A 24,926-nucleotide genomic window follows, 5' to 3' on the forward strand; every position below is an offset into this window, starting at 1 on the left:
GGCCCGGCGCCCGTACGATCGGAGGGGTGGCTGGTCGAAGGCGGGTGTCGGGTTCCTCGGTGGTGGCGCTGTGCCTGCTGCTGGTCTCCCTCGTGGCCTGCGGCGGCCGGACCGCGGCCGACCCCGTCCGGGCCGAGGTCCAGCAGGTCCTGGACCGGCGCGCCCGGGCCGTCCTCGCCCACGACGAGGCCGCCTGGGCCCGCACCGGCGCCGGGAGCGGCTTCGGGAACCTGAGCGCGGTCCCGCTGGCCGCCTGGTCGTACCGCGTGACCGGCGTGCACCGCACCGGTGACACCGTCACCGCCGACGCGGACCTCAGCTACCGCGTCGAGGGCTACGACCGGGGCGCCCTGACGACCGCCCGCACCGTGCGGCTGAGCCGGGACGGGGACGGACGGTGGTCCGTCGACTCCGACCGGCCCGCGAAGCAGTCCGGCCAGCAGCCGTGGGACCAGGGCCCGGTACGGGTGGTGCGGGGCGAGCACAGCCTCGTCCTCGGCGTCGGGCAGTCCGCCGGGACGCTGGGCGACTACGCGGACCTGGCCGACCGCGCCGTGCCGGCGGTGTCCGACGCCTGGGACGGCGACTGGGCCCGCCGGATCGTCGTCCTGGTGCCCCGGTCGCTGGAGGGGATGGCGGGGCTGCTCGGCTCGCCCGCCTCCTCCTACCGGGGCATCGCCGCGGTCACCACCGGCGAGACGGGCGGCCGGGAACGCGCGCCCGCCGACCGGATCGTCGTCAACCCCGACGCGTACGGACTGCTCGGCACCCTCGGCAGACGGGTCGTGCTCACCCACGAGACCACCCACGTCGCCACGCGCGTCCACACCACCGCCGCCACGCCCCTGTGGCTGTCCGAGGGCTATGCCGACTGGGTCGGCTACCGCGCCGACGGACGCGTGCCGTCCCGGGCCGCCTCCGAACTGGCCCGCGCGGTGTCCGAGGGCCGGGTGCCCGGCGGGCTGCCCACGGACGAGGACTTCGGCTTCACCGGCGAGGCGGACGAACTCGCCCGCGCCTACGAGGGCGGCTGGCTGGCCTGCCGGATGATCGCCGACCGGTGGGGCGAGGACCGGCTGAACGCCTTCTACCGCGCGGTGGGCGCCCACGACGCCCACGACGGGCGCGCGGGCGCGGTCGAGGACGCGATGCGGGACGTGCTCGGGACGACGGAGGGGGAGTTCACGGCGCGGTGGCGGGAGTATCTGCGGACCGAGCTCGGCTGAGCCGCCCGGACCCGGCGGACCGCCGCGGTCCCCCGCGCGGCACGGTGTCGCGCCACAGGGCGCGGGCCGCGACGAGCGCGGCCGCCACCAGCAGGCCGTTGCGGACGAACAGGAGCGTGACGCCCAGCGGGTCGCTCGCCACCACGTGCGCGAACCAGACGGGGAACTCCAGCACCGTCACCGCGCTCGCCGCCAGCACCAGCGCGGCCGGCACCCGCATCCGGCTCGCCGGGAAGCACCCGCAGACCGCGGCGAGGCCGACCAGCCAGACCATGTACTGGGGGCTGATCACCCTGCTGGTCACCGTGAACACCAGCACCGCCGTGAGGGCCGCGTCCGCCGCGGTGTGCGCCGCGAACCGCGTGGCCGCGAGCCGCCACAGCAGCAGCCAGCCGAACGCCGTCGCCGTCAGCGCGAGGGCGACCGTGCTCACCGTGCCCACGTGAGGGCCGAGGAACTCGACGGAGCCGTAGTTGAGCAGCACCGCTCCGTCCCAGCCGTGGTGTCGGGCGATGTGCAGGACCAGCGAGCCCAGCGACTCCACCTCGGTGCCCCGCTCGCGCTGGAACGTCAGGAACGCGAACGCGCCGGGCACGGCCACGGCGGACAGCGCGGCCAGGCCGGCGCCGACCAGAGCCGCCGCCGTCCAGGCGCCGCGCCCCCGCACGCCGGCGAGCACCAGGGCCGGCCACACCTTCAGCAGCGCGCCGAGCGCCGCCAGGACGCCCGCCGTCCGCGGGTGCCGCCCGGCGGCGAGCAGCGCGGCCACCGCGACCGCGGTGACCATCACGTCGTACCGGGCGTACACCGTCGGCCCGAGCAGCGGGACGCCCGCCACCCACACCCAGACGCCGAGCCGGGACCGGCCGCGTCCCCGTCCGGCCCGCAGCAGCAGCGTAAGGACCGTCAGGTCCGCGACGCAGGCCAGCGCGAAGAAGGCGGTGGGGTAGTCCAGGAAGGGCAGCAGGCCGGGGGAGAGGACCGCGAGCGCCGCGGCGGGCGGGTACTGCCAGGTGACGTCGTCCAGCGGAAACGTTCCGGTGCGCAGGACGTCGTACCAGCCCCGGTAGATGACCGACACGTCGCCGGTGACGTCGGGGCCCGGGAAGACCAGCACCTTCAGCACGAACAGCAGCAGCACCAGCCGCGTGACGCCCCAGGCCGTCAGCGGCCGCACCGGGGACCGTCCCGCGTCCGTCGTCTCCACGTGCTCCCTGCCCGTCCGCGTGTGCCGTGCCGGTGTCCCATGATGTCCCCGCCCCGCGCGGGTGGGCCGCAGACACGGCCGGGCCCCGCCCCGGACGGCGGGTTCGGTAGGGTCGGCGGCGATGCGCAAGACCCTGATCGTGACGAACGACTTCCCGCCCCGCCCGGGCGGCATCCAGGCCTTCCTGCACAACATGGCGCTGCGCCTGGACCCCGAACGGCTGGTCGTCTACGCCTCCACCTGGAAGCGGAGCCGGGAGGGCGTCGAGGCGACCGCCGCCTTCGACGCCGAGCAGCCCTTCACCGTCGTGCGCGACCGTACGACGATGCTGCTGCCGACGCCGGGCGCGACCCGGCGGGCGGTCGGGCTGCTGCGCGAGCACGGGTGCACGTCGGTGTGGTTCGGGGCGGCGGCGCCCCTCGGACTGATGGCGCCCGCCCTGCGCCGGGCGGGCGCCGAGCGGATCGTCGCCACCACCCACGGGCACGAGGCCGGCTGGGCCCAGCTGCCCGCCGCCCGGCAGCTGCTGCGCCGGATCGGGGAGTCGACGGACACGATCACCTACCTCGGCGAGTACACGCGCTCGCGGATCGCGGGCGCGCTGACCCCGCAGGCCGCCGCGCGGATGGTGCAGCTGCCGCCGGGCGTGGACGAGAAGACCTTCCACCCGGACAGCGGCGGCGACGAGGTGCGGGCCCGGCTCGGGCTGACCGACCGGCCCGTGGTGGTGTGCGTCTCCCGGCTGGTGCCGCGCAAGGGCCAGGACACGCTGATCCGGGCCATGCCGCGCATCCTCGCCGCCGAGCCCGCAGCCGTCCTGCTGATCGTCGGCGGCGGCCCCTACGAGAAGGACCTGCGCGGCCTCGCCCGGGACACCGGCGTCGCCGCCTCCGTCCGCTTCACCGGCGCCGTGCCGTGGGCCGAGCTGCCCGCGCACTACGGCGCCGGGGACGTCTTCGCCATGCCGTGCCGCACCCGGCGGGGCGGACTGGACGTGGAGGGACTCGGCATCGTCTACCTGGAGGCCTCCGCGACCGGCCTGCCCGTCGTCGCAGGCGACTCCGGCGGCGCGCCGGACGCGGTGCTCGACGGTGAGACGGGGTGGGTCGTACGGGGCGGCGACGCCGACCAGGCGGCCGACCGGATCGTCACCCTCCTCGGCGACCCGGAACTGCGCCGGAGGATGGGCGAACGGGGCAGGACCTGGGTCGAGGAGAAGTGGCGCTGGGACCTCCTGGCGGAACACCTGAAGGCGTTGCTGTGACACGGGGAGCCCTTCGGCCGCGGAGCGCGGCACGCCGCCCCGGGGCGCGGGCAACCGCGCGCCCGGCCGCGGTGCGCCGGGAGCCGCCGGCCCACCGCGCCCACCGCCCCGGAAGGCGGCCCTACTTGGCGTAGAGCGCCTCGATCTCGTCCGCGTAGTCCTTCGCCACCACGTTCCGCTTCAGCTTCAGCGACGGCGTCAAGTGCCCCGACTCCTCCGTGAACTGAGCCCCCAGCACACGGAACTTCCGCACCGACTCCGCCTTCGACACCGCCGCGTTGCCGTCGTCGACCGCCGACTGGATCGCGGCGAGCAGGTCCGGGTCCTCCCGCAGCGACGCCACCGTGGAGCCGGCCGGCTTGCCGTGGTCCGCGCACCAGCGGCCGAGGAACTCCTCGTCCACGGTGACCAGCGCCCCCACGAAGGGCCGCCCGTCGCCGACCACCATGCACTCCGCGACCAGAGCGTGCGCCCGGATGCGGTCCTCGATCACGGCCGGGGCGACGTTCTTGCCGCCGGCGGTGACGATGATCTCCTTCTTGCGGCCGGTGATGCGCAGGTAGCCGTCCTCGTCGAGGGTGCCGATGTCACCGGTGTGGAACCAGCCGTCGGCCAGCGCCTCCGCGGTCGCGCCCGGGTTGTTCCAGTACTCCTTGAACAGGTGCTCGCCGTGCAGCAGCACCTCCCCGTCGTCCGCGATGCGCACCACCGAGCCGGGCAGCGGCTGGCCCACCGTGCCGATCTTCTGCCGGTCCCAGGGGTTGAAGGCGGTGGCCGCACAGGACTCGGTCAGGCCGTAGCCCTCCAGGACCGTGAAGCCGATGCCGCGGAAGAAGTGGCCGAGCCGCTCGCCGAGGGGCGCGCCGCCGGAGATGGCGTACTCGCCGCGTCCGCCGAGGACCGTGCGGAGCTTGCTGTAGACGAGCTTGTCGAAGACCTTGTGCTTGACCCTCAGGCCGAGGGACGGGCCCGACGGGGCGTCCAGGGCCTTGCTGTACGCGATCGCCGTGTCGGCGGCCTTGTCGAAGATCTTGCCCTTGCCGTCGGCCTGCGCCTTGGCGCGCGCCGAGTTGTAGACCTTCTCGAAGACGCGCGGCACGCCCAGGATCAGCGTGGGCCGGAACGCGGCCAGTTCGTCGGTGAGGTTCTTGATGTCCGGGACGCAGCCCAGCTTGATCGGCGCGATCATCGGCGCGACCTGAACGAGGCGGCCGAAGACGTGGGCCAGCGGGAGGAAGAGCAGGACGGAGCACTCGCCCGTGCGGAACAGGGGGCGCAGGCGCTCGACGACGTTGCCGCACTCGGCGAAGAAGCTGCGGTGGGTGAGCACGCAGCCCTTGGGGCGGCCGGTGGTGCCCGAGGTGTAGACGATGGTCGCCGGGTCGTCGGCCTTCGCGATCGAGCTGCGCTCCTCGACCGCCTCGTCCGTGACGTCCCCGCCGAGGCGCCCCAGCTCCTCCACGGCCCCGGCGTCGATCTGCCAGACGTTCTTGAGGGCGGGCAGCTGCTCGCGCACCGACTCCACGGCGGCGGCGTGCCCGGCCGACTCCACGACGCACGCCGTGGCGCCCGAGTCGCCGAGGATCCACTGCACCTGCTCCGGCGAGCTGGTCTCGTACACCGGCACGGTGATCGCGCCCGCGCTCCAGATCGCGAAGTCCAGCAGGGTCCACTCGTAGCGCGTGCGGGACATCAGCCCGACCCGGTCGCCCGGCTGGACACCGGAGGCGATGAGCCCCTTGGCGGCGGCGTGCACCTCGGCGCGGAAGTCGCGGGCGCTCACGTCCTGCCAGGTACCTCCCCCGGACTCCGTCCGGGGGGACCCCCATTTCGCTTCGCTCACCTTGCGGGCGATGACGGCGACGTCGGGGTGCTGCGCGGCGTTTCTGCGGATGATGTCGGTCAGATTTCCGTCCGCAGGGACCTCGTACAAAGCCGGAAGGCTGAACTCGCGCAAGACTGCTGCTCCTCATAGGGCGCCGGCGCCACGACGTTGTGCGATGCGACGGTGCGGTCCAAGGCTCGGGCAAGTGCTCGTGGACGACACATGTTCCGTTCACATGGTGGAATCCTGAGCACGACTGGACTGCCCGGACGTTACCCGCCGGTATGGCGTCTCCGACAGGGGGTCCCCGCGAGATGTTCGCTGCGTCACACGGGCGGGGTTTCCATGGCGCAGAGTAGTCGACGTCTTCACCGACCAGCCAGTAACCGCAGGTCCGGCCGCCACTGTTCACGTATGCCGCACACGCCTACGCTTGATCGTCATGTCACCCGCACCGGCCCGTAACACGACGACGCGCGTCCACGTGGTGAGCGACGTGCACGGCAACGCGCGCGACCTGGCCAGGGCCGGCGACGGCGCCGACGCCCTGATCTGCCTGGGGGACCTGGTCCTCTTCCTCGACTACGCCGACCACTCGCGCGGCATCTTCCCCGAGCTGTTCGGCGAGGCCAACGCCGACCGCATCGTCGAGCTGCGCACCGCCCGCCGCTTCGCCGAGGCGCGGGAGTTCGGGCAGCGCCTGTGGGCGGGCGTCGGCGAGGAGCGGGCCACGCTGATCGAGCGGGCGGTGCGGGGGCAGTACACCGAGCTGTTCGCCGCGTTCCCCACTCCCACGTACGCCACCTACGGCAACGTCGACATGCCGTCCCTGTGGCCGGAGTACGCCGGACCGGGCACGACCGTGCTGGACGGGGAGCGCGTCGAGATCGGCGGCCGGGTCTTCGGCTTCGTCGGCGGCGGCCTGCGCACCCCGATGCGCACGCCGTACGAGATCGGGGACGAGGAGTACGCCGCGAAGATCGAGGCCGTCGGCGAGGTGGACGTGCTGTGCACGCACATCCCGCCCGAGGTGCCGGAGCTGGTCTACGACACGGTGGCGCGGCGCTTCGAGCGGGGCAGCCGTGCGCTGCTGGACGCGATCCGGCGGACCCGGCCCCGCTACGCCCTGTTCGGCCACGTGCACCAGCCGCTGGCGCGGCGGATGCGGATCGGGGCCACCGAGTGCGTGAACGTCGGCCACTTCGCGTCGACGGGGAGGCCGTGGGCGCTGGAGTGGTGAGCCCGGACGGCCGGACTGTCGCGGACGGGTGGTGACATCCGCTTTGCCCGTGCGCGATAGCCTTCACGCGGCACACACGTGCGCGCTCCGCGCACGACGACCCTCAGTACCCGGCCCGCATCTGGAGGAGCCACGGCGATGGCGGAACACACCAGCTCGAGCATCACGATCGAGGCGGCACCGGCCGACGTCATGGAGGTGATCGCCGACTTCGCCCGCTACCCGGACTGGACCGGTGAGGTGAAGGAGGCGCAGGTCCTCGCGACCGACGCCCAGGGGCGTGCCGAGCAGGTCCGACTCGTCATGGACGCCGGGGCGATCAAGGACGACCAGACGCTGGCGTACACCTGGACCGGCGACCACGAGGTGTCCTGGACGCTGGTCAAGTCCCAGATGCTGCGCTCGCTCGACGGCTCCTACCTGCTCCGGCCGGCCGGAGCGGGCACGGAGGTCACCTACCGGCTCACGGTCGACGTCAAGATCCCGATGCTCGGCATGATCAAGCGCAAGGCCGAGAAGGTCATCATCGACCGGGCGCTGGCGGGCTTGAAGAAGCGCGTGGAGACGTCCCCGAAGTAGCGGGTCCGGGCCGGCGGACAGGTCGCGCACGGGACGCGCGCCGACCGCGGCCGGCCCGGCGACGGCCCGGCGGCACGGACGGCTCCGCCCGGCAGCGGACGCCCGCGTCGTGAGCCGCGGCCGCGGGCGTTCCCCGTGGCCGCGCGCCGCTGCCGGGGCGGTGCGCGGCGGGCGAGGGCGCGGTGGGCGGTGCGGTCGCCGGGGGCGGGGGCGAAGGTACCGTTCAGCCTCATGCGCACCATCCTGATCACGGGCCCGGGCGGCAGCGGTCGTACGACCGTCGCGGCCGCCACCGCGCTCGCCGCAGCCCGTGCCGGCACCCGCACCCTTCTGCTCGGCGCCGACCGCGAGGACACCCTCGGTGCCGCGCTCGGGGTGCGCACCGGCCCAGAACCGGCTCGTGTCGAACCCGGCCTCACCGTCCGGCGGCCCGACGCCGCCCAGGGCTTCCGGGACGGTCTCGCCGCCCTCCAGGACCGCGCCGCCTCCGCCCTCGATCTGCTCGGTGCCGCCCGCCTGGACGCCGAGGAGCTCACCCCCCTGCCCGGCGCCGACGAACTCGCGCTGCTGCGCGCCCTGCGCGACGCCGCCCTCGCCGAGGGCGCCGGCTCCCACGAGCTCGTCGTCGTCGACCTCCCGGCCGCCCCGCGCGCCCTCGCCCTGCTCGCCCTGCCCGAGGAACTGCGCCGCTACCTGCGCCGCCTGCTCCCGCCCGAGCGGCAGGCCGCCCGCGCCCTGCGTCCCGTCCTGGGCCGGCTCGCGGGCGTCCCCGTGCCCGCCGAGTCGCTGTACGAGGCCGCCGCCCGCTGGGACCTGGAACTGGCCGCCACCGAGGCCGTCCTCGCCGACCGGAACACCGTCGTGCGGCTCGTCGCCGAACCCGGCCCCGCCGGCGCGGAGGCGCTCCGCACCGCCCGCCTCGGCCTCGCCCTGCGCGGCCTGCGCACCGACCTGCTGGTCGCCAACCGCGTCCTGCCCGAGGACGCCCCCGCGGACAGCTGGCTCGCCGGTCCCCTCGCCCAGCAGCGCAAGGCGCTGGAGGAGTGGCAGGGGACGTACGACGTCCGCACCGTCGCCCACCTCGGCCGGGACCCGCGGGGCACGGACGACCTGGCCGCCCTCGACACGCCGGGCGTCAACCGGGACGCCACCCCGGTCGAGTGGCCCGTCACCGACCGGCTGGCCGACGACGGCGTCCTCGTCTGGCACCTCCCGCTGCCCGGCGCCATACGCGAGGAACTCGACCTCGTCCGGCGCGGCGACGAACTGGTCGTCACCGCCGGTCCGTTCCGCCGGATCGTGCCGCTGCCGTCCGCGCTGCGCCGCTGCGCCGTCGACGGGGCCGCCCTGCGGGAGGACACCCTCGCCGTCCGCTTCGCGCCGGACCCCCGGCTGTGGCCGCGGGGACGCTGATCCCGCCACGCCCGTTCGGGTAACGTCGTAAGGACGAACCGTAGTCAGGAGTCCGTCATGAGCGAAGATCTCCCCCCGTCCGAGGCCGCTCGCCACGACGAGGCCGACGCGGTCGGGCCGGCCGGACCGGCCGACGGGGCGCGGGCGACCGACGCCGACGCCTGGGCGACGGCGTGCGCCGAGGACCTGGAGGCCGAGAAGGCCCGCCGCCGTGCCGAGCAGGGGCCGCCGCCGGGCTCGGCCGCCGAGGAGCTGCGCAGGCTCGTCGACGCGGTCGCGGAGAAGCTGTCCGGCCTCCAGTCCCCGCTGCTCGGCCAGGTCGCCGGACCCGCCGCCCAGCAGGTGGTCCGGCAGGTCGTCCAGCAGGCCAAGGCCGCCGTCGAACCGGTCATCGAGCGCAATCCGGATGTTTTCGACCACCTCGCGGCCGCCGGCGGTGAACTCCTCGCCGCCTACCGCTCCGCCGTCCAGAACCAGGAACGCCGCTGGACCACCGGGACGACCGGCCCCGAGGACCCCCGTGACCTGGACGAACCCCGCGACGACGGCGACGAGGGCACCGGCCCCGGCCAGCGTATCGACTTGGACTGAGGCCCCCCTCGGGTACGGTTGGCCGTAGCGGGGCTCGACCGAAACTGAGGGATTCATGGGACTCACCATCGGCGTCGACATCGGCGGCACGAAGATCGCGGCCGGCGTGGTCGACGAGGAAGGCAACATCCTCTCGACCTTCAAGGTGCCGACCCCCACCACAGCCGAGGCCATCGTGGACGCCATCGCCTCGGCGGTGGAGGGAGCGCGCGCGGGGCACGAGATCGTCGGCGTGGGCATCGGCGCCGCCGGCTACGTCAACCGCCAGCGCTCGACGGTCTACTTCGCGCCGAACATCGACTGGCGCAACGAGCCGCTCAAGGAGAAGGTCGAGGCCCGCGTCGGCCTGCCGGTCGTCGTGGAGAACGACGCCAACGCCGCGGCCTGGGGCGAGTACAAGTTCGGCGCCGGCAAGGGCCACCGCAACGTCATCTGCATCACGCTCGGCACCGGCCTCGGTGGCGGCATCATCATCGGCAACAAGCTGCGCCGCGGCCACTTCGGCGTGGCCGCCGAGTTCGGCCACATCCGCATGGTGCCGGACGGTCTGCTGTGCGGCTGCGGCTCGCAGGGCTGCTGGGAGCAGTACGCCTCCGGCCGCGCCCTCGTGCGCTACGCCAAGCAGCGCGCCAACGCCACCCCCGAGCGCGCCGAGGTGCTGCTCGCGCTCGGCGACGGCACCCCCGACGGCATCGAGGGCAAGCACATCTCGGTCGCCGCCCGGCAGGGCTGCCCGGTCGCGGTCGACTCCTACCGCGAGCTGGCCCGCTGGGCCGGCGCCGGCCTCGCCGACCTGGCCTCGCTCTTCGACCCGTCCGCCTTCATCGTCGGCGGCGGCCTCTCCGACGAGGGCGACCTGGTCCTCGACCCGATCCGCAAGTCGTACAAGCGGTGGCTGGTCGGCGGCAACTGGCGTCCGGTCGCCGACGTGATCGCCGCCCAGCTCGGCAACAAGGCGGGCCTGGTGGGCGCGGCCGACCTGGCCCGCGAGCCCGACCCGATCATGTAACAGCCGTTCGGCGCACGTCCTCAGGGGCGCGGGGCGGAGTCCGTCAGGGGCTCCGCCCCGCGGGCGCGACAGGCCACGACGTACCGGCGGTCGCCCGCGAACCCCGAGCCGTCGGGCGTACTGTGATCCACATGGAGCCGCTCCCCAACTCCCGCACCGAACCCGACGGTTCCGCCGTCATCCGGGTCCTCGTCTACAACATCCGCTCGATGCGCGACGACACCGACGCCCTCGCCCGCGTGATCGCCGCCTGCGCCCCGGACCTCGTCCTCCTCCAGGAGGCCCCCCGCTTCTTCCGCTGGCGCAAGAAGCTCGCCCGGCTCGCCGCGGCCTCCGGGCTGGTGATCCTCTCCGGGGGAGCCCCGGCCGCCGGACCGGCGCTGCTGTGCTCCCTGCGGGCCACCGTGGAGCGCACCGAGGACGTCCTGCTCCCGCTCACCCCCGGCCTGCACCGCCGGGGCTTCGCCACCGCCGTGGTCCGCTTCGGCGGGGCCCGGCTCGGCGTCGTGAGCTGTCACCTGTCGCTGCAGAAGGACGAGCGGTACGCGCAGGCCGGCCTGCTCCTCGAGCAGGTCGCCACGATGGGCGTGGAGCACGTGGTGGCGGGCGGCGACCTGAACGAACGCCCCGGCGGGCGCACCTTCCGGCGGCTCGGCGACGGGCTGCGGGACTGCTGGACCGCCGCGCCCCGGGGCGGCGAGTACACCTCCACCGCCGCCGACCCCCACCAGCGCATCGACGCGCTCTTCGCCACCGAGGGCGTCGAGGTGCTGGGCTGCGGGGTGCCGACGGGGCTGCCCGGGGTGGCCGAGGACGACCTGAGGGCGGCCACGGACCACCTCCCGGTCCTGGCCGCCCTCCGCGTGCCCGCGGCCTGAGACCGGCCGGCGGCCGGGGGCCACCGGCCTCAGACCACCGCGCCCCGCCCCGGGTCGTCGTCCTCGTCGTCCGTCCGCATCCGCATGACCAGCGTGGCGAAGCCGCCGAGGAAGCCGCCGATGCTCAGGGTCGTCAGCCACCAGGTCATGTCCCAGCCGAGCACCACCGCCAGCAGGAGCAGCACCGGGCCGCCGAGCACGCCCAGCCAGGCGAACTTCGCCGTGGTGTCGCCCTCGGGCAGCGGCGGCGGCTCGGGCGGCACGAAGTGGCCCTCGTCGTCCTCGCCGAGATCGTCGTCGGAGGGCTCGGCCAGGCTGTGGTCGCGCGGTCCGACGCCCGGGGCGAAGGCGACGGAGCTGCCCAGCGGCCGGGCCGGGGCGGGCCGTTCCGGCTCGGGCTCGTCGTCGTTCGTCTCCGGCTCCGGCAGAGCCAGGTCCTCCACCGACCTGAACGGCCTGGAGCCCGGCGGATCCGGCGGCTCCTCCCCGTACCCGGCGACGATCGCCGCCCAGACCGCGTCCTCGTCGAGGGGCGCGGACTGCTCCTGGGGCACACGCTCCTCCCCGGGCTCCCGGCCCCCGGGGCGCTCCCGCCCGGCCTCCCGCTCCAGCTCCCGGTCCCGGTCCACGTTCCGCTCCTCCCGCTTCTCCCGCTTCTCCCGGCCCTCGCGGTCGGAGTCGTGCTCAGCCACTTGCGGTCGTCCCTTCCTCACCGAGACCGGGCCCGGGCTCCTTGACGGAACCGGGCGCGAGCCGGCCGATGAACGCGACGCTCTCCGCGAAGATCCGGTCCGCGTCGTGGTCCAACGTCGCCACGTGGTAGCTCTGTTCCAGCAGGACCTCCGTGACGTCCGTCGACGACACCCGGCCGAGGATCCGCGCCGAGTCGGCCGGCGGCACCACGTGGTCCTGCGGGCTGCGCAGCAACAGCAGCGGCTGCGTGACCTGCGGCAGATCGCCGTCCGCGAGCCGGAAGAACCCACGCAGCGAGTGGGCCGCGTGCAGCGGCACCCTGTCGTACCCCAGCTCCGTGCCGAGCGGCTTGGCGATGTCGCTGGCGATGCCCTTCGTCGCGGGCAGCAGGTGGCGCAGGACCGGCAGGGCGTGCTGGGCCACGCCGTGCATCCGGTTCGCCGGGTTGACGACCACGACGCCCGACACCGCGTCCCCGTGCTTCGCGGCGAGCCGCAGCGCCAGGGCCCCGCCCATCGACAGGCCGGCCACGAACACGCGCGCGCAGCGTTCCCGCAGGGCGCGCAGCTCGCGGTCCACCTCCGCGTACCAGTCCTGCCAGCCGGTGACCTGCAGGTCCTGCCAGCGCGTGCCGTGCCCGGGCAGCAGCGGCAGCGCGACGGTCAGATCGCGCTCCGCGAGATGACGGGCCCACGGGCGCAGCGACTGCGGGGATCCGGTGAAACCGTGGCAGAGGAGGACGCCGGTCTCCCCGCCCTCGTGGCGGAACGGCTCGGCTCCGGGCAGGACCGGCACGTCTCGGTCTCCTGTCGTCAGGGGGCCGGCACAGCCGGCACGTCGTGTGCGGTACTTGCGGGTACCTCACCGTACGCGACCGCACGGGCACCGACCAGGGCCGTCGGAGCCATCGGCGGCGCCCCGGGATAGGGTCTGACCCACAGACTCAGGAGGCACTCGGTTGTTGTACGGCGCGATGAAGGTCACCGTCGGGGGTTCGCTGAAGCTCGCCTTCCGGCCCTGGGTGGAAGGTCTGGAGCACATTCCGGCCGACGGCCCCGCCATTCTGGCGAGCAACCACCTGTCGTTCTCCGACTCCTTCTTCCTGCCGGCCGTCCTCGACCGCAAGGTGACCTTCATCGCCAAGGCCGAGTACTTCAACACCCCCGGGGTCAAGGGCCGGCTGACGGCCGCGTTCTTCAAGGGCGTCGGCCAGCTCCCCGTGGACCGCTCCGGCGCGCGCGGCGCCGGCGAGGCCGCGATCAAGAGCGGCATAGAGGTCCTGGAGCGCGGCGAGCTGTTCGGCATCTACCCCGAGGGCACGCGCTCCCCGGACGGCAGGCTCTACCGCGGCAAGCCCGGCGGCCTCGCCCGCGTGACGCTCGCCACCGGCGCCCCCGTCATTCCGGTCGCCATGATCGACACCGAGAAGATCCAGCCGCCCGGCAAGGTGGTGCCGAAGCTGATGCGTCCCGGCATCCGCATCGGCAAGCCCCTGGACTTCAGCCGCTACCAGGGCATGGAGCACGACCGCTTCGTGCTCCGCGCGGTGACCGACGAGGTCATGTACGAGATCATGAAGCTCTCCGGCCAGGAGTACGTCGACATGTACGCGACCGCCATGAAGCGGCAGCTCGCGGAGGCGGCGAAGGCCGAGAAGGAGGCGGGCAAGGCGGCGAAGGCCGCGCTCGCCCGGGCGGAGAAGGAACAGAGCGCGAAGGAGAAGGCGGCCGGACGGGACGGGGCCGCCGAGCGGGGGACCGAGCCCTAGCCGGGCCGGTACCGGGGGTGGGGACATGGCCAGGCGCGAGAAAGTCATGAAGATGTCGGTCGAGCAGCCGCTGTGGCGCGCGCTCGCCGGCTACCGCGTGCTCACCATGCTGTACGCGATCGGTTTCTTCACCACGGCCTGGTCCGGCTTCACCCGGCCCTGGCTCGCCGTCGCCTACTACGCCGTCCTCTTCGTCTGGACCCTGGCGACCCTCCCCAAGGTCTCGGGCGCGGTCAGCTGCACCAAGGGCTTCCTCGCCGCCGACCTCGCGGTCGCGCTCACCGGCGTCCTGCTCACCCCGTTCGCCGACGCGCACGAGCGGGTCATGGACGGCGGGCCGACCCTGCCGTCGATATGGACCGCCGGCTCCGTCCTGGCCTTCGCCATCAAGGGCGGCTGGCGCTGGGCGGCCGTGGCCTCCACCCTCGTCGCCGTCGCCAACCTCGTCGAGCGCGGCACCCCGGCCCGCGACACCGTCCACAACGTGATCCTCGTCTGGGTCGCCTCCATCGCCATCGGCTACGTCGTCGAGGTCGCCCGCGCCTCCGAGCGCACCCTCGCCCGCGCCCTGGAGATCGAGGCGGCGACCAGGGAACGCGAGCGGCTCGCCCGCGACATCCACGACAGCGTCCTCCAGGTGCTGGCGATGGTGCAGCGGCGCGGCGCCGTCATCGGCGGCGAGGCGGCCGAGCTGGGCCGCATGGCCGGCGAACAGGAGGTCGCGCTGCGCACCCTGGTCTCCGGCGGCCTGGTCCCCGTCTCCCGGGCGTCGGAGGACACCGCCGAGGGCGCCGTCGTCCGGCTGGTCGAGGAACCGGAGGGCGAGGCCCCGGACGGACCCGTCGACCTGCTCGCCCTGCTCGCCCCGTACGCCGGCTCGCGGGTGAACCTCGCCGGGCCCGGGGCCCCGGTGCGGCTGGCCCCCGCCGCGGCACGCGAGCTCGCCGCGGCCGTCGGCGCCGCCCTGGACAACGTCCGCAAGCACGTCGGCGAGGACGCGCGCGCGTGGATCCTCGTCGAGGACGAGCCGGACGAGGTGATCGTCACCGTCCGCGACGAGGGACCCGGCATCCCCGAGGGACGGCTCGCCGAGGCCGAGGGCGAGGGGCGGCTCGGCGTCGCCCTGTCCATCCGGGGCCGGCTGCGCGACCTCGGCGGCACGGCCGAGCTGATCTCGGTGCCCGGACAGGGCACCGAGGTCGAACTCAGGGCGCCGAAGGCGCCCGGTACTTCCATGGACACCAGCAGCACCGCACGGGGGAAGGCGGACCGATGACCGAGCGACAGGATCCGATCAAGGTCATGGTGGTCGACGACCACCCGATGTGGCGCGACGCCGTGGCCCGGGACCTCGCCGAGTCCGGCTTCGAGGTGGTCGCCACCGCCGGCGACGGCGACCAGGCGGTGCGCCGCGCCCGGGCCGCCGCCCCCGACGTCCTCGTGCTCGACCTGAACCTGCCCGGCAAGCCCGGCGCCCAGGTCTGCAAGGAGGTCGTCGGTGCCGACCCGACGCTGCGCGTCCTCGTGCTGTCCGCGAGCGGGGAGCACGCCGACGTGCTGGAGGCGGTGAAGTCCGGCGCCACCGGGTACCTGCTCAAGTCGGCCTCCACCGAGGAGCTGCGGGACGCGGTGCGCCGCACCGCCGTCGGCGACGCCGTCTTCACCCCGGGACTGGCCGGACTGGTCCTCGGCGAGTACCGCCGCCTCGCCTCCGAACCGGCCCCCGCGGCCGGGACCGGTGAGCCGGGGGCGCCCCGGCTCACCGACCGCGAGACCGAGGTGCTGCGCCTGGTCGCCAAGGGCCTGAGCTACAAGCAGATCGCCGAACGCCTCGTCATCTCCCACCGCACCGTGCAGAACCACGTCCAGAACACCCTGGGCAAGCTCCAGCTGCACAACCGGGTGGAGCTCGTGCGGTACGCGATAGAACGGGGTCTGGACGACGCCTGACCCGAGCCCGGGGTCTCTCCCCGTAAACCGGCGCCCGCGGGCCCGGCGCCGTATATTCGGCCCGGAGCCCAGCGGAACGGGAGCGGTCATGGAGATCCTGGCCTTCGGCGTCCAGGCCGACGAGAGGCCCCTGATCGAGGAGGCCTTCCACGGCCGCCACGACGTCCACTGCCTGGACGTCTTCCTCACCGAGGACACCGCCCCCATCGCGGCCGGCCGCGAGATCGTCTCCACCTCCGTCAACGCCGACCTGGGCGCCCGCGTCCTGGAGACCCTCGCGGCCGGCGGCACCCGGATGGTCGCCCAGCGCTCCACCGGCTTCAACAACGTCGACCTCGACACGGCCGAACGGCTCGGCATCACCGTCGCCCGGGTCTCGTCCTACTCGCCGTACTCGGTCGCCGAGTTCGCCTGGACCCTCGCCATGGCCGTCAACCGCCGCGTGGTGCGGGCCTCCACCCGCACCCGCGACTTCGACTTCCGCCTGCACGGCCTGATGGGCCGCGACCTGCACGGCCGCACCGCCGGCGTGCTCGGCACCGGCAGGATCGGCGAGGCCTTCACCCGCATCGCCCACGGCTTCGGCATGCGGCTGCTCGGCTGGGACGTCGCCGAGAACCCCGCCTGCCTGGAGCTGGGCATGCGCTACGTCCCGAAGGACGAGCTGCTCGCCGAGTCCGACCTGGTCAGCCTGCACGTCCCGCTGATGGCCGAGACCCAGCACCTGATCGACGCGAACGCCCTGAAGGCGATGAGGGACGACGCGATCCTGGTCAACTCCAGCCGGGGCGGGCTGATCGACACCGCGGCCCTGGTCGGCGAACTGCGCGCGGGCCGCTTCACCGGCGTGGGCCTGGACGTGTACGAGGCGGAGGCGGGCCTGTTCTTCCTCGACAAGTCCCTGGAGGCCATCGCCGACGACACCCTGGCCCGCCTCGTCACCTTCCCGAACGTCCTGGTCACCTCCCACCAGGCGTACTACACCGAGGACGCCGTCCGGCAGATCGTCGACGCCACGGTGAAGAACGTCCTCGACTACCGGGCCGGCCGCCGTTCGGAGAACGTGCTCGTGCCGCGCAGCTGACCGGCCAGCTCCCGCACGATCGCCGCGCCGTTCAGCGACAGCACCGACTCCGGATGGAACTGCACGCCGGCGAAGCCCGGGCCGCGCAGCGCGTGCACCTCGTGCGCGGCGCTCCGGCTCACCTCGATGCCGTGCGCCGCCAGCTCGGCGGCCGCCTCGTCGTCGCAACGGGCGGTGAAGCTGTTGTAGAAGCCGACCGTCTCCCGCCGCCCGAACAGGTCGATCTCCGTCTGCGCCCCCTGGTACGGCACCTCCTTGCGGACGATGTCCAGCCCCAACTCGGCCGCGATCAGCTCGTGCCCGAGGCAGACCCCGAGGACGCCGTGCCGGCCGGTGGGGGTCCCCCCGCGCGAGCGGAGCCGGGCGTGGGGGAGGAGCACGTCGGCGGTCAGCGTGCGCAGGAAGCGCATCTTGGGATCGGCGGTGTCGGAGGGGTCGCCGGGGCCGGGGCCCAGCACCACCGGGCCGTCGTGCCCGAGCACCGCCTCGCGCAGCCCCGGCTCGTCGTAGCGCCGCACGGTGACGCCGAGCCCGGCCGAGCGCAGCACATGGGCGAGCATCGCGGTGAAGGTGTCCTCCGCGTCGACGACCAGGGCGTGCCCCGTGAGCGCGTCCGACGCCTCCTGCATCCGCAGCCAGAAAGGCGCCAGCGAGGCCCGGCGCCCGTCCAGCGCCGCCCGCACCCGGGGATCGTCGGCCAGTTTCGGCCGCTCCGCCTCCGCACGCGGCCGGGCGGGACGCACCCCCAGCGCCTCCAGCACCCCGGCCGCCTTGGCGTGCGTCTCCGCGACCTCGCCCGCCGGGTCCGAGCCCCGCACCAGCGTGGCGCCGACCGGCACCCGCAGCCGCCCGTCGGCGTCGATGTCGGCGGTGCGGATGAGGATGGGGGAGTCGAGGGTCTGCGCACCGCCCGCGTCCCGGCCGAGCAGTGCCAGCGCGCCCGCGTAGTAGCGCCGTCCCCCGACCTCGTGCCGCTCGATGACCCGGCAGGCATTCTGCACCGGCGAGCCGGTCACCGTCGCCGCGAACATCGTCTCCCGCAGCACCTCCCGCACGTCCAGCGAGGAACGGCCGCGCAGCTCGTACTCGGTGTGCGCGAGGTGCGCCATCTCCTTCAGCCGGGGCCCGACGACGACGCCGCCCATGTCGCCGACGGTGCACATCATCTTGAGCTCCTCGTCGACCACCATCGACAGCTCCTCGATCTCCTTGCCGTCGGCGAGGAAGTCCAGCAGGTGCCCGGGGGTCGGCCCCCCGGCGGGGTAGCGGTACGTCCCGCTGATCGGGTTCATGACGACGGTGCCGCCCGCCCGCCTCCCCCCACCGCCCCCGGCCGAGAGCGCTTCGCGCTCGCTCCTCCCGCCGGACATCCGCACGTGCACCTCGGGGCTGGCGCCCACCAGCGTCCGGTCCCCGGTGTGCACCACGAAGGTCCAGTACGCTCCCCGCTCGCCCACCAGCAGCCGCCGGAACAGGGCGAGCGCGTCGGCGCGCCCGAACCCGGGGACGCGCCCCTCGTACGTCCGCCGGATGACGAAGTTGGCGCCCTCGCCCCGCCCGATCTCCTCGTCCAGCACCCGCCCGACGATCCGCGCGTACTCCTCGTCGTCCACGTCGAAGCCGCCGCCCTCGACGCGGACGTCGTGGGCGGGCAGTTGCTCCAGGGCGTCGGCGAGCGGGATGCCGTACCGCTCCTCGGGGGTCAGCACCAGCAGCGGTGTGCCGTCGTCGCGCACGTCGAAGCCGCGCTCGCGGATCTGCCGGAAGGGCACCAGCGCCAGCCCCTCGTCGGGCAGGCCGGCGAGCCGGTCGTGTTCCGTCACCGGGCCGAGCAGCAGTTCCACGGTGTCGTGGTCGTGGCCCGGGGTGCGACGGCGGAGCAGGGCGAACGGGCGGTCGTCGGCGGTCAGGGCGCGCAGGTCGAACTGTGGCATGGGTCCGTGTCCTTCTCGTTCTCTCGGTGAGAGGAACGGCCCCGGTCGCGAAAACACCGAAGGCCGCCTCTCGGGCGGCCTTCGCGAAGTCTTGGGTACGCGCAGTCAGCGGGCCGCCGGAGGAGCGGTCCACCACCAGTTCTGGGTCGAGTGCGCGAACATACGGCGCAGCGTACCCCACCCCGGCCCGTCCGCAGGGCGTTCTCCGTGTCTCACTCCCTGGGCACGGGGCGGGAGCGGCCGTCCGACCCCTTAGTGTTGAGTTCGTGACCGTGAACGCTAAGACCAGCGCGAGTGCTGGCAACACCTGGCGAGACCTGCCCGCGGCGCAGCAGCCCGAGTACCCCGACCCCGAGGCTCTGCGCGCAGTGATCGCGGACCTCGAGTCGTATCCGCCGCTCGTCTTCGCGGGCGAGTGCGACCAGCTGCGCGCCCGGATGGCGGCCGTCGCCGAGGGAGAGGCGTTCCTCCTCCAGGGCGGCGACTGCGCCGAGGCCTTCGACGCGGTGTCCGCGGACCACATCCGCAACAAGCTCAAGACCCTGCTCCAGATGGGCGCCGTGCTCACGTACGCCGCCTCCGTGCCGGTCGTGAAGGTCGGCCGGATCGCCGGCCAGTACTCCAAGCCGCGCTCCAAGCCGACCGAGACCCGCGACGGCGTCACCCTGCCGACCTACCGCGGCGACTCCGTCAACGGCTTCGACTTCACCGAAGAGGCCCGGGTCCCCGACCCCGAGCGGCTCAAGCGCATGTACCACGCGTCGGCGTCCACGCTGAACCTGGTGCGCGCCTTCACCACCGGCGGCTACGCCGACCTGCGCCAGGTGCACGCCTGGAACCAGGACTTCGTGAAGTCGTCCCCGTCCGGCCAGCGCTACGAGCAGCTCGCCCGCGAGATCGACAACGCGCTGAACTTCATGCGGGCCTGCGGCACGGACCCGGAGGAGTTCAAGACCGTCGAGTTCTACTCGTCGCACGAGGCGCTGCTGCTCGACTACGAGTCGGCCCTCACCCGCGTCGACTCCCGCACCGGGCAGCTGTACGACGTCTCCGGGCACATGGTGTGGATCGGTGAGCGCACGCGCCAGCTGGACCACGCGCACATCGAGTTCGCCTCGAAGATCCGCAACCCGATCGGCATCAAGCTCGGCCCGACGACGACGGCCGAGGAGGCGCTGCAGTACATCGAGCGCCTGGACCCGGAGCGCGAGCCCGGCCGGCTGACCTTCATCGTCCGCATGGGCGCGGACAAGATCCGCGACAAGCTCCCCGAGCTGGTCGAGAAGGTCACCGCCTCCGGTGCCACCGTCGCCTGGATCACCGACCCGATGCACGGCAACACCTACGAGGCGGCCTCCGGCCACAAGACCCGCCGCTTCGACGACGTGCTCGACGAGGTCAAGGGCTTCTTCGAGGTCCACAAGTCGCTCGGCACCCACCCGGGCGGCATCCACGTGGAGCTCACCGGCGACGACGTCACCGAGTGCGTGGGCGGCGGCGACGAGATCTTCGTCGACGACCTGCACCAGCGCTACGAGACGGCCTGCGACCCGCGGCTGAACCGCAGCCAGTCGCTCGACCTGGCGTTCCTGGTGGCGGAGATGTACCGGGACCAGTGACGGTCCGCCCCCGGACCGGGCGGCGGGCACACGGAATGGGGCGCGGGTCACACACGATCCGCGCCCCCTCCGCTTTTGCCGCCCCTGCGCGATGGGTAAGGTTAGGTTTGCCTCACCGGCCAGTCGGTCCCTCCGGTCGTCGGTACGGCGCGACCTTGTACCCCGCTCGGGAGGTGAACCGCGTGTTCGTCTGCAGCTGCTTCGGTGTCACCGAGGAACAGGTGAGGAGCCACGCGGAGGCCGGTGCCTGCACGCCCCGGCAGATCGCCTCCGCCTGCAAGGCCGGCACCGACTGCGGCGGCTGCGTACGGCGCATCCAGGCGCTGCTCGGCCGCGGCGCCTGCCCCCGTCGGCAACTGGCCGACCAGGGCGAACCGGTTCTCTCGGAGCTTCCGGAAGCCGCCTAGTCCTAGATCAGCTTCGGCCCCGAGGGGTCGGGCTGGGACTGCTCGACCACCGTCGACAGGTAGAGCGACTCGCCCAGCTTGTCGATCAGCTCCAGCTGGGTGTCCAGGTAGTCGATGTGGTGCTCCTCGTCGGCGAGGATCGCCTCGAAGACGTTGGCCGACGTGATGTCGTTCTTGGCCCGCATCACCTCGACGCCCCGGCGCAGCCGGTCGATGGCCTCGACCTCGATCTCCCGGTCGGCCTGGAACATCTCCGTCACGCTCTGGCCGACCCGTACGTGGAAGAGGCGCTGGTAGTTCGGCAGGCCGTCGAGGAGCAGGATGCGGTCGGTGAGCAGCTCGGCGTGGCGCATCTCGTCGAAGGACTCGTCCCGCGTGTACTTCGCGAGCTTGGTCCAGCCCTTGTGGTCCTGCAGCTTCGAGTGCAGGAAGTACTGGTTGATCGCGGTGAGCTCGGCGGTCAGCTGCTCGTTGAGGAACTCGATGACCTCGGGGTCGCCCTGCATCGCGTAAGGCTCCTTCCACACGGGGACTGGCGGGTTGCGCCGCATGATTGCACCGGCGTCGGAGATCGTCCAGTAAGTATCGACTTAGTAAGTACGAGCGAACTCGGCCATGTTTGCCCCTTTTGGCCAGATGTAAGGGGGCCGTGTCAGGGGCATCGGTCCGGGTCTGTCAGGATGGAGGCATGGGTCAGCCGGTGGAACACGGGTCGGGAGAGGGCGGTTCGGGAGAGGCGCCGCGGTTCGAGCTTCCGCCGGGACAGCGGCTCCAGCGGGGCTGGCCGGTCACGCACTACGGACCGGTCCCGAAGTTCCGGCCCGAACGGTGGGAGTTCCGGGTCTTCGGCGTCACCGCCGACGGCGACAAGCACTGCTGGAGCCACGACGACTTCACCGCCCTGCCGTACACCACGGTCGTGGCCGACCTGCACTGCGTGACGAAGTTCAGCATGCTCGGCTCCGAGTGGGGCGGCGTCCCGGCCCGCACCATCCTCGACCTCGCGCCGCCCGCGCCCGCCGTCACCCATGTGATGGTGTGGGCGGAGTACGGGTTCAGCTCCAACCTCCGCCTGTCCGACTTCGCCGCCGAGCGCACCCTCTTCGCCACCCACAAGGACGGCGAGCTGTTGACCGCGGAGCACGGCTTCCCGCTCCGCCTGGTCGTCCCCCACCTGTACGCCTGGAAGGGCCCGAAGTGGGTCCGCGGCATCGAGTACATGACCGCCGACCGCCGCGGCTTCTGGGAGGAGCGCGGCTACCACAACATCGGCGACCCGTGGCGGGAGCAGCGCTACTCCTACCAGGAGGAGCCCGGGGACGGCCCCGAACTCTGACCCGCCGGCCGGCCCCTCGCGGTCAGCCGTCGCGCAGCTTCTTCAGCCGCTCCACGTCCGCGGCGTGCCCCTCCTTGCCGCCCGGCGTCTCGATGACCAGCGGCACGCCCTCGGTCGCGGGGTGCGTCATCAGTGCCCGGAAGGGGTCCTCGCCGATGTGGCCGGCGCCGATGTTCTCGTGCCGGTCCTTGTGCGCGCCCGCCACGTCCTTGGAGTCGTTGGCGTGGATCAGCTTCAGCCGGCCCTCGCCGACCGTGTCCACCAGCAGGTCCAGGGTCCGGTGCATGCCGGCCGGACCGGTCAGGTCGTGCCCCGCCGCGAAGATGTGGCAGGTGTCCAGGCACACGCCCAGCTTCGGATGGGCGTCCAGCGCATCGAAGTACGGCCCGAAGTCCCACGTCCGCGAGCACAGGGAGGCACCCTGGCCGGCGGTCGACTCCAGCAGCAGGTACGGGTCGTCGTCGTGGGTCAGCTCGTCCAGCAGCGGCAGCAGGAACTCCCGCACCTGCCTCAGCGCCACCGCGCGGTCCCGGCCGCCGGTCGCGCTGCCGGTGTGCACGACCACGCCGAGCGCCCCGATCGCGCGGCCCCGCCGCAGCGAGTGCCGCAGCGACTCGACCGACCGCTCCACCGTCGCCTCGGTGTGCGAACCGAAGTTGATCAGGTACGGGGCGTGCACGTACGCCGGGATCGACTCGGCGGCGCAGGCCTCCCGGAACGCCTCGTCCTGCTTCGGGTCGCCGGTCGGGGTGGCCCAGCCGCGCGGGTTGGCGACGAAGACCTGTACGGCCTCCGCCCGCAGGTCACGGGCGTAGGACAGGCCCACGGAGTGCAGGCCGCCGGCGACGGGCACGTGACCGCCGACGGGGTTGCGCGGGAGGGCGGACTGGTGACTGTTCACCCGTTCAGGGTGTCATGCCAGGCCACGCCTCCGGAGCGTGAGAGCCGTCACCTGATGGTGATCTTGATGGTGGATCCCTTGGGCGCCGTGTCCCCGCCGTCGACGGACTGCTCCTTCACGGTGTCGCCGAACAGCCCGAGCAGACCGCGGTCCTCCTTCACCTCGAACCCGGCGTCCTCCAGCTTCCGCTTCGCGTCGTCCACGCTGTCGCCGGTCACGTCCGGGACCTCGATCATCTCGGGGCCCTTGGAGACCGTCAGCGTCACCGTGTCGCCCTCGGCGGCCCGGCTGCCGGCGTCCGGCGTCTGCCGGGCGACCTGGCCCTTGTCGTACTCGGAGGTGACCTGCTCGGCGGCGACCTTCACCTTCAGGCCGGCGTCCGTCAGCTCCGCCCTCGCGTCCGCCAGGTCGGTGCCGGTGACGTCCGGCACGTCGATCGGGCTGCCCTTGCTGACGACGAGCGCGACCGCCGAGCCCGCGCGCACATCGGTGCCCGTCCTCGGGTCGGTGGAGATCACGAACCCCTTGGGGACGTCCTGGCTGAACGCCCGGGTCACCATGCCCGGCTCCAGCCCCTCGTCCTCGAGGAGGGACCGCGCCCGGTCCAGCTTGTATCCCTGCACGTCCGGCAGCTCCACCGTGTCGGGGCCGTCGGAGATCGTGAACGACACCGAGTCGTTCCTGCGGATCCGGGTGCCGGCTTCCGGGTCGGTGCTGATGACGGTGCCGCGCTCGACCGTGTCGCTGTAGGCGTGCCGGACCGTGCCGACGTCCAGCCCGGCCTGCTCCAGCCGGTCCTCGGCCTGAGCCTCGGTCTTCGACAGCAGCGGCGGCACCTTGGTGAACTGACCGGAGTTGATGTACCAGACGCCCGTGCCGACGCCGAGGACCAGCAGTACGGCGACGACGACCGCCAGCGGTCCCCGTCCCAGCCGCAGGCGGCGGCGCCGGGGCGGCAGCGGCGGGGGAGCCGCGAACCGGCTGGTGCGGTGGACCCCGTCCGCCGGGGCCCCGCCGCCGGGGACGACGTCCTCGTCCTCGTCCACCGGCAGCGGCCGGGGCATGGTGAGCGCGCGCGGGATCACGCTCGTGCGGTCCTCGGCGTTGTCGTGGTCCGCGGCGAGGGCCTGCGGCGGCACGGCGTCCAGCTGCTCGGCGCTCAGCGCCGCACGCGCCCGGCGGGCCCCGGCCAGCAGCGCCACGGCGTCGTGCGGGCGGACCTCCGGGGTGCGCGCGGTCGCCGACGCGACCAGGTCGTCCAGCGCGGCCGCCATCCCCGGGACGGCGGCCGACGGCGGCGGCACGTCCTCGTGGAGGTGCTTGTAGAGGATCTGGGCGGGGGAGTCCCCCTCGTGCGGCTTGCCGCCGGTCAGCATCTCGTACAGCACGACACCGCACGCGTAGACGTCGACCCTCGGGTCGGCGGCGCCGTGCTCGATCTGCTCGGGCGCCAGGTAGGAGACCGTGCCCAGGACCGACCCGGTGGTGCTGGTGACCGTGTCCACGGCCCGCACCAGCCCGAAGTCGGCGACCTTGACCCGGCCGTCGTCCCCTATCAGCACGTTCTCCGGCTTCATGTCGCGGTGCACGAACCCGGCCCGGTGGGCGGCGCCCAGCGCGGCCAGCATCGGCTCCAGGATGTCCAGCGCGGCCCGCGGCTGGAGCGCCCCGCGTTCGCGCAGCACGTCGCGCAGGGTGCAGCCGGCGATGTACTCCATGGCCAGGTAGACGTACGCCCCCTCGGCCCCCTGGTCGAAGACCTGGACGACGTTGGGGTGGTCGAGCCGGGCCACCGACTTGGCCTCGCGGATGAACCGCTCGACGAAGGCGGCGTCGGTGGCGAGCGTCGGGTGCATCACCTTCAGCGCGAGCACGCGGTCCAGGCGGGTGTCCACGGCCCGGTAGACCGTGGCCATCCCGCCGACCGCGATCCGCGCCTCGACGCGGTACCGGCCGTCGAGCACCTGCCCGACCAGAGGGTCCTGAAGGGTCGTGTCCACGC

The 24,926-nt window shown here is 73.4% G+C and carries 24 protein-coding genes; 15 read left to right on the top strand and 9 right to left on the bottom strand.

Annotated elements, in window-relative coordinates; genetic code table 11:
• Nucleotides 1–26 precede the first annotated feature (26 nt).
• Complete coding sequence (locus tag ACZ4V6_RS16455; RefSeq protein WP_467827495.1) at nt 27–1,226, top strand: hypothetical protein; 1,200 nt, start codon at nt 27–29, stop codon at nt 1,224–1,226.
• Here the strand turns inward: ACZ4V6_RS16455 and ACZ4V6_RS16460 are convergent.
• Nucleotides 1,183–2,433, bottom strand: coding sequence for a glycosyltransferase 87 family protein (locus ACZ4V6_RS16460; protein ID WP_467827497.1), 1,251 nt, complete (start codon nt 2,431–2,433; stop codon nt 1,183–1,185). The two genes, ACZ4V6_RS16455 and ACZ4V6_RS16460, sit on opposite strands and share 44 nt — an antisense overlap.
• A 121-nt stretch (nt 2,434–2,554) precedes the next feature.
• Between ACZ4V6_RS16460 and ACZ4V6_RS16465 the strand changes: the two genes are divergently transcribed.
• Complete coding sequence (locus tag ACZ4V6_RS16465; protein WP_467827498.1) at nt 2,555–3,697, top strand: glycosyltransferase family 4 protein; 1,143 nt, start codon at nt 2,555–2,557, stop codon at nt 3,695–3,697.
• 121 nt (nt 3,698–3,818) lie between these two features.
• Here ACZ4V6_RS16465 and ACZ4V6_RS16470 read toward each other — a convergent pair whose 3' ends face one another.
• Nucleotides 3,819–5,654, bottom strand: a complete 1,836-nt coding sequence (locus ACZ4V6_RS16470) for an AMP-dependent synthetase/ligase (RefSeq protein ID WP_467827499.1) — start codon at nt 5,652–5,654, stop codon at nt 3,819–3,821.
• Between the two features lie 310 nt (nt 5,655–5,964).
• Here ACZ4V6_RS16470 and ACZ4V6_RS16475 point away from each other — a divergent pair, with 310 nt between their 5' ends.
• The 6 genes from ACZ4V6_RS16475 (at nt 5,965) to ACZ4V6_RS16500 (ending at nt 11,232) form a co-directional block, all read left to right on the top strand.
• Complete coding sequence (locus ACZ4V6_RS16475; protein ID WP_467827502.1) at nt 5,965–6,762, top strand: metallophosphoesterase family protein; 798 nt, start codon at nt 5,965–5,967, stop codon at nt 6,760–6,762.
• Between the two features lie 138 nt (nt 6,763–6,900).
• The gene (locus ACZ4V6_RS16480) at nt 6,901–7,341 is read left to right on the top strand and encodes an SRPBCC family protein (protein ID WP_467827504.1); all 441 of its coding nucleotides are present in this window, start codon (nt 6,901–6,903) and stop codon (nt 7,339–7,341) included.
• A 231-nt stretch (nt 7,342–7,572) separates the two neighbouring features.
• Nucleotides 7,573–8,754, top strand: a complete 1,182-nt coding sequence (locus tag ACZ4V6_RS16485) for an ArsA family ATPase (protein ID WP_467827506.1) — start codon at nt 7,573–7,575, stop codon at nt 8,752–8,754.
• Nucleotides 8,755–8,811: 57 nt separating this feature from the next.
• Complete coding sequence (locus tag ACZ4V6_RS16490) at nt 8,812–9,345, top strand: DUF5304 domain-containing protein (protein ID WP_467827509.1); 534 nt, start codon at nt 8,812–8,814, stop codon at nt 9,343–9,345.
• 55 nt (nt 9,346–9,400) lie between these two features.
• Nucleotides 9,401–10,354, top strand: a complete 954-nt coding sequence (locus ACZ4V6_RS16495; RefSeq protein WP_467827511.1) for an ROK family glucokinase — start codon at nt 9,401–9,403, stop codon at nt 10,352–10,354.
• A 131-nt stretch (nt 10,355–10,485) separates the two neighbouring features.
• Nucleotides 10,486–11,232, top strand: a complete 747-nt coding sequence (locus ACZ4V6_RS16500; RefSeq protein WP_467827513.1) for an endonuclease/exonuclease/phosphatase family protein — start codon at nt 10,486–10,488, stop codon at nt 11,230–11,232.
• 29 nt (nt 11,233–11,261) lie between these two features.
• Here ACZ4V6_RS16500 and ACZ4V6_RS16505 read toward each other — a convergent pair whose 3' ends face one another.
• Both ACZ4V6_RS16505 and ACZ4V6_RS16510 read right to left on the bottom strand, forming a co-directional pair.
• Complete coding sequence (locus ACZ4V6_RS16505; RefSeq protein WP_467827515.1) at nt 11,262–11,924, bottom strand: hypothetical protein; 663 nt, start codon at nt 11,922–11,924, stop codon at nt 11,262–11,264.
• Nucleotides 11,917–12,720 (bottom strand): alpha/beta hydrolase, encoded by an 804-nt coding sequence (locus tag ACZ4V6_RS16510; RefSeq protein ID WP_467827517.1) that lies wholly within the window; start codon nt 12,718–12,720, stop codon nt 11,917–11,919. The genes ACZ4V6_RS16505 and ACZ4V6_RS16510 overlap by 8 nt, the downstream gene beginning before the upstream one ends.
• A gap of 178 nt (nt 12,721–12,898) precedes the next feature.
• On the opposite strand from ACZ4V6_RS16510, the gene ACZ4V6_RS16515 reads away from it, so the two are divergent.
• The 4 genes from ACZ4V6_RS16515 (at nt 12,899) to ACZ4V6_RS16530 (ending at nt 16,727) form a co-directional block, all read left to right on the top strand.
• Nucleotides 12,899–13,693: a lysophospholipid acyltransferase family protein gene (locus ACZ4V6_RS16515; RefSeq protein ID WP_467828241.1), complete on the top strand. Its 795-nt coding sequence runs from the start codon at nt 12,899–12,901 to the stop codon at nt 13,691–13,693.
• Nucleotides 13,694–13,718: 25 nt separating this feature from the next.
• Nucleotides 13,719–14,969 carry a MacS family sensor histidine kinase gene (macS, locus tag ACZ4V6_RS16520; protein WP_467827519.1) on the top strand — a complete coding sequence of 417 codons (1,251 nt, stop codon included), beginning with the start codon at nt 13,719–13,721 and terminating at the stop codon, nt 14,967–14,969.
• The gene (locus ACZ4V6_RS16525; protein WP_467827522.1) at nt 14,966–15,643 is read left to right on the top strand and encodes a response regulator; all 678 of its coding nucleotides are present in this window, start codon (nt 14,966–14,968) and stop codon (nt 15,641–15,643) included. The genes macS and ACZ4V6_RS16525 overlap by 4 nt, the downstream gene beginning before the upstream one ends.
• 88 nt (nt 15,644–15,731) lie before the next feature.
• The gene (locus ACZ4V6_RS16530) at nt 15,732–16,727 is read left to right on the top strand and encodes a 2-hydroxyacid dehydrogenase (protein WP_467827525.1); all 996 of its coding nucleotides are present in this window, start codon (nt 15,732–15,734) and stop codon (nt 16,725–16,727) included.
• Here ACZ4V6_RS16530 and ACZ4V6_RS16535 read toward each other — a convergent pair.
• Both ACZ4V6_RS16535 and ACZ4V6_RS16540 read right to left on the bottom strand, forming a co-directional pair.
• Complete coding sequence (locus ACZ4V6_RS16535; protein WP_467827527.1) at nt 16,679–18,661, bottom strand: anthranilate synthase family protein; 1,983 nt, start codon at nt 18,659–18,661, stop codon at nt 16,679–16,681. The two genes, ACZ4V6_RS16530 and ACZ4V6_RS16535, sit on opposite strands and share 49 nt — an antisense overlap.
• A 105-nt stretch (nt 18,662–18,766) precedes the next feature.
• Nucleotides 18,767–18,823 carry a trp operon leader peptide gene (locus ACZ4V6_RS16540; protein WP_215167924.1) on the bottom strand — a complete coding sequence of 19 codons (57 nt, stop codon included), beginning with the start codon at nt 18,821–18,823 and terminating at the stop codon, nt 18,767–18,769.
• Between the two features lie 104 nt (nt 18,824–18,927).
• Here ACZ4V6_RS16540 and ACZ4V6_RS16545 point away from each other — a divergent pair, with 104 nt between their 5' ends.
• On the top strand, nt 18,928–20,280 hold the full coding sequence (locus tag ACZ4V6_RS16545) for a class II 3-deoxy-7-phosphoheptulonate synthase (protein ID WP_467827529.1): 1,353 nt from the start codon (nt 18,928–18,930) through the stop codon (nt 20,278–20,280).
• Nucleotides 20,281–20,453: 173 nt separating this feature from the next.
• The gene (locus tag ACZ4V6_RS16550; protein ID WP_171990815.1) at nt 20,454–20,687 is read left to right on the top strand and encodes a (2Fe-2S)-binding protein; all 234 of its coding nucleotides are present in this window, start codon (nt 20,454–20,456) and stop codon (nt 20,685–20,687) included.
• A gap of 2 nt (nt 20,688–20,689) precedes the next feature.
• Here the strand turns inward: ACZ4V6_RS16550 and bfr are convergent, their stop codons facing one another.
• Entirely contained in the window at nt 20,690–21,193 is a 504-nt protein-coding gene (bfr, locus tag ACZ4V6_RS16555; protein WP_467827531.1) for a bacterioferritin, read from the bottom strand.
• Nucleotides 21,194–21,375: 182 nt separating this feature from the next.
• Between bfr and ACZ4V6_RS16560 the strand changes: the two genes are divergently transcribed.
• A complete protein-coding gene (locus tag ACZ4V6_RS16560) occupies nt 21,376–22,023 on the top strand; it encodes a sulfite oxidase-like oxidoreductase (RefSeq protein WP_467827534.1) in 648 nt (215 codons plus the stop codon).
• A gap of 22 nt (nt 22,024–22,045) precedes the next feature.
• Here the strand turns inward: ACZ4V6_RS16560 and ACZ4V6_RS16565 are convergent, their stop codons facing one another.
• Together ACZ4V6_RS16565 and pknB are read right to left on the bottom strand one after the other, a co-directional pair.
• Entirely contained in the window at nt 22,046–22,924 is an 879-nt protein-coding gene (locus ACZ4V6_RS16565; RefSeq protein WP_467827535.1) for a deoxyribonuclease IV, read from the bottom strand.
• A gap of 47 nt (nt 22,925–22,971) precedes the next feature.
• On the bottom strand, nt 22,972–24,924 hold the full coding sequence (pknB, locus tag ACZ4V6_RS16570) for a Stk1 family PASTA domain-containing Ser/Thr kinase (protein WP_467827537.1): 1,953 nt from the start codon (nt 24,922–24,924) through the stop codon (nt 22,972–22,974).
• Nucleotides 24,925–24,926: the final 2 nt, after the last annotated feature.

The sequence above is a fragment of the Streptomyces sp. NPDC029152 genome, from assembly GCF_055564355.1.